The 14,340-nt window shown below is 69.3% G+C and carries 7 protein-coding genes; 1 reads left to right on the top strand and 6 read right to left on the bottom strand.

Annotated elements, in window-relative coordinates; all coding sequences use genetic code 11:
* Positions 1–7: 7 nt before the first annotated feature.
* The 6 genes from ACFSKW_RS28820 to ACFSKW_RS28845 all read right to left on the bottom strand — a co-directional run bounded on the left by ACFSKW_RS28820 (position 8) and on the right by ACFSKW_RS28845 (position 12,190).
* On the bottom strand, positions 8–2,530 hold the full coding sequence (locus tag ACFSKW_RS28820; protein WP_379575598.1) for a CBM35 domain-containing protein: 2,523 nt from the start codon (positions 2,528–2,530) through the stop codon (positions 8–10).
* Positions 2,531–2,543: 13 nt separating this feature from the next.
* Positions 2,544–4,859, bottom strand: coding sequence for a glycosyl hydrolase family 28 protein (locus ACFSKW_RS28825; protein WP_379575599.1), 2,316 nt, complete (start codon positions 4,857–4,859; stop codon positions 2,544–2,546).
* Positions 4,856–6,640, bottom strand: a complete 1,785-nt coding sequence (locus ACFSKW_RS28830) for a glycosyl hydrolase family 28 protein (RefSeq protein ID WP_379575600.1) — start codon at positions 6,638–6,640, stop codon at positions 4,856–4,858. Before ACFSKW_RS28830 ends, ACFSKW_RS28825 begins: the two co-directional genes overlap by 4 nt.
* Positions 6,637–7,827, bottom strand: coding sequence for a carbohydrate-binding protein (locus tag ACFSKW_RS28835; protein WP_379575601.1), 1,191 nt, complete (start codon positions 7,825–7,827; stop codon positions 6,637–6,639). Before ACFSKW_RS28835 ends, ACFSKW_RS28830 begins: the two co-directional genes overlap by 4 nt.
* A gap of 68 nt (positions 7,828–7,895) precedes the next feature.
* Positions 7,896–9,701: a glycosyl hydrolase family 28 protein gene (locus tag ACFSKW_RS28840; RefSeq protein WP_379575602.1), complete on the bottom strand. Its 1,806-nt coding sequence runs from the start codon at positions 9,699–9,701 to the stop codon at positions 7,896–7,898.
* 77 nt (positions 9,702–9,778) lie between these two features.
* The gene (locus ACFSKW_RS28845; RefSeq protein ID WP_379575603.1) at positions 9,779–12,190 is read right to left on the bottom strand and encodes a PQQ-dependent sugar dehydrogenase; all 2,412 of its coding nucleotides are present in this window, start codon (positions 12,188–12,190) and stop codon (positions 9,779–9,781) included.
* A gap of 334 nt (positions 12,191–12,524) precedes the next feature.
* On the opposite strand from ACFSKW_RS28845, the gene ACFSKW_RS28850 reads away from it, so the two are divergent.
* On the top strand, positions 12,525–14,063 hold the full coding sequence (locus ACFSKW_RS28850; protein ID WP_379575604.1) for a glycoside hydrolase family 88 protein: 1,539 nt from the start codon (positions 12,525–12,527) through the stop codon (positions 14,061–14,063).
* Positions 14,064–14,340: the final 277 nt, after the last annotated feature.

Raw genomic sequence — 14,340 nt, forward strand, 5'->3', positions numbered from 1 at the left:
TCCTCCTTCAGCCGATGCTGATCCGGTCGAGGTTGGGCCCGCCGTTCGCGGTGGTGGCGGTGGCCCTGATCGTGTTGGCCCCCGCGGCCAGCGAGACGGTCACGGTCTTCTCCACCCAGGTCGTCCAGGCGCCCGTGCCGGGGAAGCTCACGTTCGTGGCCGCTCCCCCGTTGACCGTGAGGTCCATCGGCCGGTCGGTGGTGGTGCCGTTGGCGAAGCGGAGCTTCACCTCGTGGGTGCCGGCCGTGGCCGCGCTTACGGTGAACTGCACGGAGGAGCCGGCGACGTTGTCGTAGTTGACGAAGCCGGTGCCGGTGAACCCGGCGTGGTTGGACTCCACGACGCCCTGCGAGATCGTCGCGTCCTCGGCCTGGTAGTCGGTGGGCGCGGGTCCTGCCGCCTCGACGTCGAGGTAGTCGAGGTTCGGCCCGCCGCCGGCGGTCGTGGCGGTCGCCCTGATCGTGTTGGCGCCCGCGGCCAGGGCGGCCTCGACGCCGGCCTGCCGCCAGTCGGTCCACACCCCGGTTCCGGGGAACGGCAGGCTGCCCAGCCGAACGCCGTTCACCGTGATGTCCATCGGCCGGTCGGCAGTGGTGCCGTTGGCGTAGCCGAACCTCAGCGTGGCGTCGCCCGCGGTGGCGGCGTTGACGGTCCACTCGACGTACGGGCCGGCGGCGTTGTCGCCGTTGACGAAGCCCGTGCCGGAGAAGCCGGCGTGGTTGGACTCCACGACGCCCTGCGAGATCGTGGCGTTCTCCGCCTCGTGCCGGTTCTGCGGTGGTTGCCCGCCGCCGCCCGGGTAGGCACCGCCGACCCAGGCCTCGTCCACGCGCAGCCTGGCGACACCGTGGCTGCTGGTCTTCTCCAGCCGCACGTGCCTGGCGGTGGTGGCGGGGATGTCGATGATCTGCACGCCGCGGTGGTTGGGCAGGTTGCCGGTCTTGACCGGGCTGCCCCAGGTGGTGCCGTCGTCGCTGACGTAGACGCGGTAGCCGTTGATGCGCGCCGAGCCGCTGGCCGGATAGGTGGTGGAGTCTTCGCGCTGATTGATCCCGATGTAGCGGACGGGACGGGGGGATCCGAGGTCGAAATGCAGGGACACGGTGCTCGCCGAGGTGGCGTCCCAGTACGTCAGGTAGTCGCCGTCACCGGCGTGCGCGGCGGGGTGGCCGCTCGCCGACGCCGAGGCGGACATCGTGACGCCGGTGTAGATGCCTTCCCTGCCGCTGGAGACGACCTTGAAGACGGTGTCGTACTGGTCCCACGAGGAGATCCCGCTGAGCGTCAGCGTGCCGCCGTCCTGGGTGAAGCTCACCGGCGCCCCGGTGCGCAGGTTCGTCACCGAGGTGATCTTGTAGCCGTTGTCGCGCAGCGACAGCGTGCTGCCCGACGGGCGGGTGATGACGTGGACGTAGTGCAGGTTCGGATTGGCCTTGCTGATCATGGTGACGCCGTGCGCGCCGCTGTTCCAGAAGCCGGGATCGAGGCCGCCGTACATGTAGCCGCCGCCCTCGGTGCCGTTGAGCGACTCCCAGATCGCCTCCAGGTAGCCGTTGGCGAAGGTGTTGAACGTCTCCTGAGCGGGCGGCATGCGCCCGGCTTTCATCGGCGTCTCGGCCATCAGCGCCTTGACCGACGAGCCCGCGTTGGTGATGAGCCGGCCGAGCGTCAGCCGGTAGTCGACGGCCTGGTCCGACCCGCCGTACCACCAGGGCCCGTTGGTGGGCAGCTTGAAGTCGGCCTCGATGAGCCGGGGCGCCGCGGTGTAGACCGCCTGCGGGTAGTCGTAGCTCGGCGTCATCCCCGTCTTCTGCTCGTTGCTGATCATGTCCATGATCGGCGTGTCTTCGTTGTTGTTCGACAGCGTCATGTCGGGCCGCTCGGCGCGGATGCGCTCGTACAGCCCGTTGCGCTCCCAGTAGGCGTTGTCGTTGTCGATCCAGAACCCGGCGAGCTTCGGATAGCGCGCCATCTGCTCGACGAACAGGTCGTAGCTGAACTCGCCGAAGCCGTCGCGCGTGTGCAGGTCGACGCTGTGGCCCTTGTAGGCGGAGTAGGCCGAGGAGTTCAGCCACGACTGGCCGGAGGGCAGCCCTTCGTTCCACCACTGCGGGTCGTCGGTCATGTAGTGGATGACTTTCAGGCCCTGCGCGTCCGCGGCGTCGATGAGCTCGCCGAGGAAGTCCCTGGAGGTACGGCAGGAGCCGGGGACGGCGCTCGGGTACGGCCGGGCGTAGCCGAGCCGGGAGTGGAAGGTGGCCAGCACGATGTACTGGGTGTGCAGCTTCTTGGCCTCCTGCACCCAGTAGCCGGCGTTCCAGCCGCCGCCGGTGACCGCCGACTCCCACGCGCTGCAGCTGGTGTGCTGGGGCGAGGTACGCATGCCCCAGTGCAGGAACAGGCCGCCGATCGAGGAGCGCAGGAAGGCCTGGCGCGGGTGTTGCAGCTCGGCGCGGGCCGGGGGGGCGACCAGCATGCCGAGGACGAGGGTGAGCACGGCGAGCAGCGCCGCGCGCGGCGCACGGGACATGTGCGGCCTCCTGTTACGGGCCGGTGACGGCGAGGTGGTCCAGGTTCGGTCCGCCGTTGGCGGTGGTCGCGGTGGCCCTGATCAGGTTGGCGCCCGCGGTGAGGGGAACGGTGATGCTCCGGGTCGACCAGGTGGTCCACGCGCCGGTGCCGGGGAAGTCGACGAGGGTGCCGGCGACGTCCATCGGGCGGTTGGCGGTGGTGCCGTTGGCGTACCGCAGGGTGAGGGTGGCGGTGCCCGCGGCGGCCGCGTTGACCGTCCATTCGACGTAGGAGCCGGCGATGTTGTCGCCGTTGACGAAGCCGGTGCCGGTGTAGCCGGCGTGGTTGGACTCGACGACGCCCTGCGAGATCGTCGCGTTCTCCGCCTCGTAGACGGTGGGCGGCGGGCCGTCGGACGGGGTGAAGGCCGGGTCGCTGGAGATGGCCACCCGGTCGAGGCGGGCGCCGTCCTCGCGGTAGGCGAAGGTGACGGTGTGCGTGCCCGCGTTCAGGTCGTAGGTGACGGGCAGGCGGGCCCAGTGCCACGCCGAGCCGAGCGGGATGCCGTTCCAGCTCGTCCAGGAGCCGCCGTCGGAGCGCACCCAGAAGGAGTCGTCGCTGGTCGTGGGCGTGATCACCCTGGCCCACACCGTGAACGTGCCGGGGTCGGGCACGGCGAAGGTGAGCGTGGCGTGGCCGGTCGGCGGGGCCGCCGTCTGGCTGTTGTTGCCGGGGGCGACGCTCACGTAGGAGCCGCCGGACGCGGCCGGGTCCTGCAGGGTCTGCATGGGGGCGGTGACGGTGCCCGACTCGGCCTCGCCGTACAGGCTGACGGGGTTGCCGGGGACGGGCGTGGAGTTCGTGGCACGCACCCGCAGCGCGCCGCCGGTGGTGTTGGCGCCGGTCACCGCGTAGCCGCTGATGCCGCTGACGCCGACGTCGTAGGCGCTGCCGGAGCCGCGCTGGGCGATCACGTCGAGGCGGACGTTCGAGCCGTCGTCGACGATGAACGCCGGGCGGTTGTCATTGCTGTCGAAGCGCATCTCGCTCTTGATCGACAGCCCCTGGACGTGGCGGGCCCAGATGCCGAACGAGGGGCGGGTGCCGTAGTCGCGCGGCGGATAGGTGGTGGGGAACTCGCCGGGCACGCGGGTGGCGTCGGAGGCGGGGTGGCCGCCGGGGACGGTCAGCCTGACGCCGTCCAGCGTGATGTCGGGGCCGATGTCGACGGCGGGCGTGCCGGTGATGGTGCTGGTCAGCTCGGAGCCGCCGGTGGTGCCCGACGGCTCGGGTGCCGTCAGGTTCGTGCCGGTCACGTTGGTGAGGTGGATGTTCCTGATCCGGCCGGCGGGCGGCGAGCCCGGGCAGCGTTTGCGTTCGCCGATCTTCATGAAGATGGGCGTGGTGGTCTTGGTCAGCGAGATGTCGGTGTAGTGGACGTCCTCGATGATCGCGCCGTCCATGGAGACGATGCCGATGCCCGCCTTGCCCCCGCCCAGCACGGTGATGTCGTCGAAGCGGATGTCGCGGAAGTTGCCGCAGGTCTCCGAGCCGAACTGCAGCGCGTTGTTCTCGTGGGAGTACACGGTCGTGTCGCGCACCCGGACGTTCTGGCTGGTGTAGGTGTGGCCGAGGGCGTAGTCGCTCTTCAGCGCGATCGCGTCGTCGCTGGATTCGATCCGGCTGTTCTGCACGGTGACGTTCCAGCTGTTGATCAGGTTGATGCCGTCGCGGACGCCGTTCTCGGCGTAGTACGTCCTGAGGTTGTCGATCAGCACGTCGTGGCAGCCGTTCAGCAGCGCCATGAAGTGGCCGCCGCGGCGGATCGAGATGCCGGTGATGCTGACGTCGGCGCACTCGGTGAGCGCGATGGCCTTGTTGCCCGCGCCTGACGGCGGGGAGTTGCTGGTGGACAGGTTGCCGTCGCCGTCGATGGTGCCGGCACCCGTGAAGTGCACGTTGCTGACGTTCCTGCCGACGAACAGCGAGTTGTTGAAGTGGCTGTGGCCGAAGTCCTGGTAGGCGTCGTACGGGTTGGACTCGGGGGCGTCCATGCCGCTCGCCGCCGCCTTGACCGTCGCGCCGGAGTCCAGGCGGAGGGTGACGTCGCTCTTCAGGTGGATGGTGCGGGAGCGGTAGGTCCCGGAGGGGAAGACGACGGTGCCGCCGTCGGCCGCGCTGGCGGCGTTGATGGCGCGGTCGATCGCGTCGTCGTCGTTGGTGCCGCCGTTGCCGGTGGCGCCGTAGTCGCGCACGTTGAACTCGGCGAGCGCGGCCGCGGGCGGCGCGGTCAGTGTTTGGGCGGCCAGGAGGAGGACCGCGAGCCAGGCCAGGCGCTTGGGGCTCATGGGGCCACCTCGATGTAGTCCAGGTTGGGGTTGCCGTTGGCGGTGGTGGCGGTGATCCGGATCGCGTTGCTGCCCGCGTTGAGCGTCACCGGCAGGGACGCGGTCGCCCAGGTCGACCACGCGCCGGTACCGGGGAAGTCCCGGGTGACGGTGCTGCCGTTGACCGCGATCGTGGCCGGACGGCTGGTGGTGGTGCCGTTGGCGTACCGCACCCGCAACGTCGCCGCCCCGGCGACACCGGAGACCGTCCACTCGGTGTAGCTGCCCGCCACGTTGTCCCCGTTGACGAAGCCCGTGCCGGAGAAGCCCGCGTGGTTGGACTCCACCGCCCCTTGCGAGATCGTCGCGTTCTCTGCCTCGTAGCGGGTGCCCGGCGGGGTGGTGTTGGAGATGTCGCGGCCGTTGTACGACACGCCGATCAGCTGGAGGTTGTCCACGTAGTTCGCGATGTTGCCCGCGTTGGTCATGCCGGTGAACGTGCTGTTGGAGATCGTCACGTTCTGGATGTGCTGGGCGGAGCGGCCGTCGAGGTTGTAGGCGGAACGGCCCCCGCTGACCGTCATGCCGTCGACGGAGAAGTTGCGCACCGTCGGCGGGATGCTGCCGGACGTCTCGTAGTTCATCGTGATGTAGACGGCGTCGCGTTCGAGGTTGCGGCCGGTGAAGCGGCGCAGGTGCACGTCCTCGACGTAGCCGCCGCGGTTGAAGCTGGTCTTGACGTACAGCGCGTACTTGACCGGGTAGCGGCCGGGGAAGTCGGCGGCGTTGCAGGCGCAGTCCTCGGCGAAGACCTTGCGCACGCCGCCCGACATCTCCGAGCCGATGGTGATGCCGCCCCAGCGGCCGGAGAACTTGCAGTTCTGGACCACGATGTTCTGCGAGGGCCGGTTGACGCGGCGGCCGTCGCGGTCGCGGCCGGACTTGACCGGGACGCAGTCGTCGTTGGTGTTGAATCTGCAGCCCGTGATGAGCACGTCGGTGCAGGAGTCGGGGTCGCAGCCGTCGCCCTGGGAGTTGGTGCTGTAGAAGGTGACGTTCCTGACCGTGACGTTGGCGCAGTAGACCGGGTGTAACGTCCACATGGCCGGATTACGCAGGTTGAGGCCCTCGACAAGGACATTCGTGCAGTTGTAGAGGCCGATCATGTTGGGGCGCAGCTTGTGTCCCGCGCCGAACTGGCGCCGCTCGACCGGGTAGTCCGACGCGCCCCACGCGCGGAGCTGGTCGCGGTCGGCTCCGCCGCCGCCCCATGACGACCACTCCCCCGCCGGGGCGTTGCCGTCGATGGTGCCGGTGCCCGTGATGGCGATGTTGGTCCTGCCGTCGGCGTAGATGAAGGGCGAGTAGTTGTAGCACTCGATGCCCTCCCACCGGGTGAACACGTTCGGCAGGTAGGAGCCGGGGTCGGTGCGGAAACGGATGGTGCCGGTGACGCTGAGGTTCACGTTCGACAGCAGGTGGATCTTCCCGGTGCGGAAGGTGCCGGCGGGGACCAGCACCTGGCCGCCGCCGGCGGCGTTGCAGGCGGCGATCGCGTCGCGGAAGGCGGCGGTGCAGTCCGTGCTGTTGTCGCCGACGGCGCCGTAGGCGGTGATGTCGAACGTCCGGTCGGGGAAGGTGGGCGGGACGATGCGGGCCAGGATCTCCGGCACCTCGTCCCACGGCGACGCGGCGGCAGCGGCATCGGCTCTGGCCGGCGCCAGGCCGGCGAGCGCGACCGCGCCGGTCGCGAGTACGGCGGCGCGCAGGACTTCCCGCCTCGAGGGCGTGTCCCCGGTCATTGGGTCACCTCGATGTAGTCCAGGTTGGGGTTGCCGTTGGCGGTGGTGGCGGTGATCCGGATCACGTTGCTACCGGCGTTGAGCGTCACCGGCAGGGACGCGGTCGCCCAGGTCGACCACGCGCCGGTACCGGGGAAGTCCCGGGTGACGGTGCTGCCGTTGACCGCGATCGTGGCCGGACGGCTGGTGGTGGTGCCGTTGGCGTACCGCACCCGCAACGTGGCCGCCCCGACGACGCCGTTGACCGTCCACTCGGTGTAGCTGCCCGCCACGTTGTCGCCGTTGACGAAGCCCGTGCCGGAGAAACCCGCGTGGTTCGACTCAACGACGCCCTGGGAGATCCTCGCGTTCTCGGCCTCGTAGCGGGTGGTGCCGCCGCCTCCCGGCACGGCCTGGTAGGCCTTCAGGTTCGTCAGCAGCAGGTGGCAGTTCTGCAGCGACCCGGACGTGTCGCCCAGCGACCGGTAGATGCCCCACTTGGGGCGGACCCGGTCGCCGAGGAAGGTGTCCACTCCCGTCTTCGTCGCGTCCACGATCGTGGTGCCGCCGCTCCTGACCACCCAGCGCACCGCCCCCGACGAGCCGTCGCCGATCCTGATCTCGTAGTCGATGTCGATCCACTTGTCGTGCAGCGGCACCAGGTCGGTCCGCGCGACCAGGATGTCGACCTGGTGGATCTTGTGCTCGATGGTCTGGGCGCCGTTGACCTGCCGCAGGGAGGTGACCGTGATCGGCAGGCTGCCGGTGCCCGGCATCTTGGTCTGGAAGATGTGGGTGAAGCTGGTGGTGGCCTTGAGGGTGCTCGGGATGAACATCGAGTACGTCACGCGCCACAGCTCGCCTGCCTTCCACTGCAGGTAGCTGCTGCTGGAGGTACGGTTGCCCGTCACCTCCTGGCGTTGCCTGTCGGTGCTGGTGTCGCGGTCGACCGTGTGCATGACGAAGCGGTAGTTGTTCCCCTCCGGGTAGATGTGCGGTTGCCCTGCGGGATGGGAGTCGGCGCGGTCGTCCTCGACGGTCTCCCACGCCCCCATGCCGTCGGCGCTCGCCGACGGCGACCACAGCAGCCGCCAGGTCATGCCGGGCGGCAGCAGGGTGGGAGCCGCGAGCGCCGGGCGGGCGGGCAGGAAGGGCGTGGCGGCGACGGTGCCGGCGAGCAGTGCGAGCTGGCGACGTGACAGTTCCATGGGTCCTATCCGATAGTGATCTTGTCGAGGTCAGGCCCGCCGTTGGCGGTGCCCCTGAACGTCGCCGGTCATGCCGTCACCTCCAGGTGGTCGAGGTTCGGGCCGCCGTTCGCCGTGGTGGCCGTCGCTCTGACCGTGTTGGTTCCGGCCGCGAGCTGGGCCGAGACGGTGGTGGTCTGCCAGGTGGTCCAGGCGCCGGTGCCGTTGAAGGCCTTGTTCGCGGCCACCACCGCGCCGTTGACGGCGATGTCCATCGGACGGTTGGCGGTGGTGCCGTTGGCGAAGCGGAAGGCCAGCGTGGCGGTGCCCGCCGCGGCGGCGGTGACGGTGAACTCGACGGAGGAGCCGACGAGGTTGTCGTAGTTGACGAAGCCGGTCCCGGAGTAGCCGGCGTGGTTGGACTCCACCACGCCCTGGGAGATGGTGGCGTTCTCGGCCTCGTAGCGGGTGGCGTTCGGCGGCGTGCCGTACAGCGTGCCGTTGATCCTGACGTTGTGCAGCTGCACGTTGTCGGCGTTGCTGAGCTGCGGGGCCGGCGTGTCGATGGCGGTGAAGGTGCTGTTGGAGATCGTGACGTTCCTGACGTGACTGGCCGGGGAGCCGGAGAGCTTGATCGCGAACGGTGAGTCGGCGATGTCGAGATGGTCGACCGTGAGGTTCTGGATCACCGGGTTGACGATGGGGCCGTGGCCTGGCCCGGTCAGGCTGTAGTTCATGTCGACGTAGAAGGCGCCGCGGTCGCACGGGCCGCCGGTCAGGCCGCGCACGTGCACGCCGTCGACCACGCCGCCGCGGCGGTTGTTGGTCTTCAGATAGAGCGCGTAGAACGACCGATAGCCGGAGCCGGGGAAGATCTGGTTGTCCTCGGCGAAGACGTTGCGCACTCCCCCGGACATCTCGCTGCCGACGGTGACGGCGCCCCAACGGCCGTAGTACTTGTTGCCGCGGATGACGATGTTCTCCGACGGGACCCCGACGCGGCGGCCGTCGGTGTCGCGGCCGGACTTGATGACGGTGCCGTCGTCGCCGGTGTCGAAGGAGCAGTTCTCGATGAGCACGTCCGAGCAGCACTCGGGGTCGACGCCGTCCACCATGGCGCCCCGGCTGTAGATCTTGATCCGCCTGACGGTGACGTTCCGCGACAGGACGGGGTGGACGGTCCACATCGCGGGGTTCCTGATGTCCAGGTCCTCGATGAGGATGTTGGCGCAGCCGTACAGCTGGACCATGTTCGGCTTGAGGTAGTGGCCGTCGCCGAACTGACGCTGGTCGACCGGCACGCCGTCGACGGCCATCTCCTGCAGGCGCTCCCAGTCCGGTCCGCGCTGGGAGTCGAAGCCGAACCACGGCCCTGCGGCGGCGTTGCCGTCGATGGTGCCCTGGCCGGTGAGCGCGATGTTGGTCTGGCCGCGCGCGTAGATGAACGGCGAGTAGTTGTAGCACTCGATGCCCTGCCAGCGCGTGAAGACGTTCGGCAGGTACGAGCCCGCGTCGGAGCGGAAGCGGACGGTGCCTCCCGCCTCGACGTGCAGGCGGACGTTCGACAGCAGGTGGATCTTCCCGGTGCGGAAGCGGCCCGTGCCTGGCACCAGCACCGTGCCGCCGCCTGCCGCGTTGCAGGCGGCGATCGCGTTGCGGAAGGCGGGCGTGCAGTCGGTGGTGTTGTCCGGCTTGGCGCCGTAGTCGGTGATGGTGAACGTGCGGTCGGGGAAGGTCGGCGGCACGATCCTGGCCAGGATCTCCGGCACCTGGTCCCAGGGGGAGGCGGCGCCTGCCGTGGCCGATGCCGCTGAAGCCGTGCGGGGCGGCAGCAGCGCGCCGCCGCCCGCCAGGCCCGCGACCTTGAAGAGGTCACGTCGTGAGGGTGTCGTCACCGGATGCTCCGCTCGGGGGGTGACCCGCCCGGCGGCGGCGCGGGTCGCGCGCGCCGCCGGGCGGGGGGCTGGGGCGGTTACTGGATGGCGGAGCGGCGGATCACGTCGGCCGCGCCGCTGCCGTTGTTGTCGGAGTTGGTGGAGCCGAACCAGATCGCGCTCGCGCCCGGCACCTTCTCCACGGCGCGCAACCGGCCGTACGTGCCGTTGAAGTAGGAGTTGACCGTCGAGACGCTCTCGCCGTTGAGCACGATCCGCCACAGGCGCTGCCCTCGCAGGGCCGCCATGAAGATCGTGTTGTTGACGATCGCGATGCCGGACGGCGAGGCCTCCGAGACGCTCCAGGTGTACTTCGGGTTGGTCATGCCGGAGACGCTGCAGTTGCCCTCGCATTGCGGCCAGCCGTAGTTCTTGCCCGCCTGGATGAGGTTGAGCTCGTCGCGCGAGGAGTTGCCCAGCTCGGAGGACCACAGGCGGCCCGCCGAGTCCCAGGCGATGCCCTGCGGGTTGCGGTGACCGTAGGTGTAGACGCGGCTGTTGAACGGGTTGCCGGGAGCGGCGGCGCCGGTCTTGGCGATGCGCAGGATCTTGCCGTTGAGCGAGTTGAGGTTCTGCGCGTTGCTGGTCTGCTGGGCGTCGCCGGTGGTGACGTACAGGTAGCCGTCGGGGCCGAACTTGATCCGGCCGCCGTTGTGGTACCGGTTCTTGGCGATGCCCTGAAGGATCGAGGTGTAGCCGGACAACGTGGTGCCGTTGAAGCTCATCTTCGCCACCCGGTTGCCCTCCGAGGAGGTGTGCATGAAGAACACCTCCTGGTCGCTGCCGCCGTTCCAGGTCGGCGACATGGCCACGCCCATCAGGCCGCCCTCGCCGTCGGTGGTCTGGCTGTTGGGCACGGTGCCGACCTGCGTCTTGGTGCCGCTCGGGGTCACCTTGAAGACCCGGAAGGTGTCCCGCTCGGTCACCAGGGCGAAGCTGCCGTCGGGGGCCCAGGAGATGTCCCAGGGCACGTCCCAGCCGCCCACGACGGTGGTCGGGGTCTGCGGCACGGTGCCGCAGCCGCCGGTGGTGAAGGCGGCGCCGGCCGTGCTCGGCGTGGACAGCTGTCCCGCGGTGTCACGCGCGATCACCCGCAACTGGTAGGTCTTGTTGCACTCCAGTGGCACTGTCGTGGTGGTGGCGGGCGGCGTGCCGGTGACCTCCTTGAGCAGGGCGTTGGTCTGGTCGACGATGCGGTAGGCGGTGACGCCGTTGTCGTCGGTCGAGGCGCCCCAGGTGACGCTCGCCTGCGTCGGCTGCACGCCCGACACGGTCGGCTGGCCAGGCTGGCTGGGCGGGTCGTCCGCCGGCGCCGGCTGGGTGCGGCAGCTCACCTCGGGGCTGCTGGCCGAGACGTTGCCCGAGGCGTCCCTGGCGAACACCGAGATCTGGTAGGCGAAGTCCGGGCTCAACCCCGTCAGCGTGTACGGCGGAGCGGGCGCGGTGCCGATCTGGGTGCCGAGGTGGAAGATGTCGTAGGCGACGACGCCGATGTTGTCCGTCGAGGGACCCCAGTCGAGCTTGAGGCTGTTGTGGGTGATCTCGCTGCAGGACGGCTGGCCAGGCGCCGTCGGCTTCTCGGTGTCGCCGGGTCCCGTGACGCTGAGCCGGTCGAGGTTCGGCCCGCCGTTGGCGGTGGCGGCGGTCGCTCTGACGGTGTTGGCGCCGGCGTTCAGCGTGGCCGTGACCGAGGCCTCCTGCCAGGTCGACCAGGCGCCGGTGCCGGGGAAGTCCTGGTTGACGGCGGCGCCGCCGTTCACCGTGATGCTCATCGGCCGGTTGGTGGTGGTGCCGTTGGCGAAGCGGAACTTCAGCGTCTGCGGCCCCGCCGTCGCGGCGCTGACCGTGAACTCCACGGAGGAGCCCACCACGTTGTCGTAGTTGACGAAGCCGGAACCGGTGAAGCCCGGGTGGTTGGACTCGACCACGCCCTGCGAGATGGTGGCGCTCTCCGCCTGGTAGTCGGTGCTGGGGGCGGCGACCTCCACGTCCAGGGAGTCCCAGTTGGGGTTGCCGCCCGCCCCTGCCGCGGTGGCGCGGATCTTGTTGGTGCCCGCCTGCAGCGGCGCGGTGAGGGTGCTGGTGGCCCAGGTGGACCAGGCGCCGGTGGGGTTGAAGGCGCGGTCGTCGGCGACCAGCGCGCCGTTGACGGAGATGTCGCTGGGCCGGTTGGCGGTGGTGCCGTTGGCGTACCTGAGAGCGAGGGTAGCGGTGCCTGCCGCGGGGGCGGTGACGGTCCACTCGACGTAGGAGCCGGCGACGTTGTCGCCGTTGACGAAGCCGGTGCCGGAGTAGCCCGCGTGGTTGGACTCGACGACGCCCTGGGAGATCGTGGCGTTCTCGGCCTCGTAGCGGGTGGGAGCGGCGTGGGCCGCCGTATCGGTCAAGGCGGTGAGCGTCCCGGCGGCGAGCAGGATGGCACAGGCTGCCCGGGACCGACGTAAGTTCATGGCGCTCCTTGAAGCGGGGTGGCGAAAGATTGGAGCTTTTCCCCGTGTTCCCACAAAAAGTCACAACCGTCAACAGATTTCAGGATATGGAGCGGTCCATTTTTTAGGAAGCTTTCCTAACTCGTATCTCGGTCGACCGGAACAGAGATCCGATGTGTTAGCAGACTCTGGACTCCTGCAAACAGTTGCTGTATCTCATAGGTAGATCTCTCCTGGCGAAAGATTGGATCTGTCTCCCGGACTTCGCAGCCTCCAGTGGCCCGGGAGACCTCACCCTCCCCTGCGCAGAGCCGGTGAGACATGGGATGTCTCACCGGTACGAGGAGACTTCACCGTGTTCACCAGAACCCTGGCGGTGATCGCCACCGCCGCCCTGCTGCTCCAGCCGGTGCCCGCCGCTTCCGAAGCGGCCACCGTCCACCAGGCCGAGAACGCCACGATCTCCCAGGGCGTCGTCGAGTCCAACCACGTCGGTTACACCGGCACCGGCTTCGTCAACTACGACAACCTCATCGGCTCCTACGTCGAGTTCACCGTCGACGCGACCGCCGCGGAGACGACCCCGCTGACCTTCCGCTTCGCCAACGGCACCACCGCCGACCGGCCGATGGCCATCACGGTGAACGGCACGCCGTTACGCACCGTCTCGTTCCCCGGGACAGGTGCCTGGACCTCGTGGCGCGAGGTGAGCGCCGACGCGCCGCTGAACGCCGGCGCCAACACCATCCGCGCGACGGCCACCACTGCCAACGGCGGCCCCAACCTCGACGCGCTGACCGTGGGCACGCCCAGCGGGCCCGACTGGTCCGTCTCCGTGGTCGAGTCGACCATGGCCCGCTACTCCCCCGGCACGCTCGGCGGCTGGGGTTACACCCGAGGTCTGTACCTGTGGGGGCAGTACCTCGTCTGGCAGCGCACCGGCGACCCCCGCTACCTGCAGTACATCAAGGACTGGGCTGACCGCTTCGTCGACTCCTCCGGCAACATCTCCAACAGCTTCAACAACCTCGACAGCATGCAGTCAGGCAACGTCCTGCTGGCTCTGTACAAGGAGACCGGCCAGTCGCGTTACCGCACCGCCGCCGCGAAGATCAGGAACCGGCTGAACACCTATCCGCGGACCTCCGACGGCGGCTGGTGGCACTCCACCTCCTCCAGCCGGATCGACCAGCTGTGGGCCGACGGCGTGTTCATGGTCAACCCGTTCCTGGCCCGCTACGGCGCCTGGGTCGCGGCCGACACCTTCACCCGCACCGAACCGGCCAAGCAGATGGAGGTCTACTTCAGCCACCTGCGGCGGAGCAATGGCCTGCTCTACCACGCCTACGACGAGCCGGGCGAGCCCACCGCCTCGTGGGTGAAGCCCTCGCTCGGCAACACCAACGGCATCTCCTGGTGCCGGGCGATCGGCTGGTTCGGCATGGCGGCCATCGACATCCTGGAGATCATCCCGGCCGACCACCCGCGGCGGCAGGCGCTGATCGACATGCTGCGCCAGCTGGTGCCCGCCTACGCCCACTCGCAGGACCCGGCCACCGGCCGATGGTTCCAGGTCGTCACCGAACCCGGCGACTCCGCCAACTGGACCGAGACCTCATGCTCGGCCATGTACACCTACACGATCTCCCGCTCGGTCGAGCGCGGCTACGTCGACGCCTCCTACCAGGTCAACGCCGACCGCGGGTACGAGGGCGTGCTGCGCAAGGTGTCGGTGGGCTCGGACGGGCGCACGAACATCGTGGACATCAGCGAAGGCACCAACGTGGACGACGTGCTCAGCTACTACTACAACCGGGCCAGACCGGCCAACGACTTCCACGGGCTGGGGGCCTTCCTCATCATGAACGAGCAGATGATCCGCACCCGCCACTGACCCGACCCGCCGCTCCCCACCTGCGTGGACGGCGTAACGGGGCGGGGAGCGGTCAGGTCAGCGGTACGCGGTCGCGGGGCGCGGTCAAGGTTTGCTGCCATCAACCGACGCGGCCGTGGCGGCACAGCTACGCCGATCGACGCCGCGGCCGACACCACCACGCCCCGGTCGATTCCCGACCAGCGCACTGGAGCGGGTCGGTCGCGTCCGGCTGGCCGAGCGCCGTCCCTGGACTGGCCGGCTCGAGGCGCCCGCAGGCGAACCTCGACGCATCCGG

Origin of the sequence: Nonomuraea mangrovi, assembly GCF_042681425.1 — a bacterium.
GTDB lineage: Bacteria > Actinomycetota > Actinomycetes > Streptosporangiales > Streptosporangiaceae > Nonomuraea > Nonomuraea mangrovi.

Excerpts from the sequence above, each read along its gene's own strand:
- ACFSKW_RS28820 (WP_379575598.1), bottom strand. The coding sequence starts at position 2,530 with ATGTCCCGTGCGCCGCGCGCGGCGCTGCTCGCCGTGCTCACCCTCGTC.
- ACFSKW_RS28825 (WP_379575599.1), bottom strand. The coding sequence starts at position 4,859 with ATGAGCCCCAAGCGCCTGGCCTGGCTCGCGGTCCTCCTCCTGGCCGCC.
- ACFSKW_RS28830 (WP_379575600.1), bottom strand. The coding sequence starts at position 6,640 with ATGACCGGGGACACGCCCTCGAGGCGGGAAGTCCTGCGCGCCGCCGTA.
- ACFSKW_RS28835 (WP_379575601.1), bottom strand. The coding sequence starts at position 7,827 with ATGGAACTGTCACGTCGCCAGCTCGCACTGCTCGCCGGCACCGTCGCC.
- ACFSKW_RS28845 (WP_379575603.1), bottom strand. The coding sequence starts at position 12,190 with ATGAACTTACGTCGGTCCCGGGCAGCCTGTGCCATCCTGCTCGCCGCC.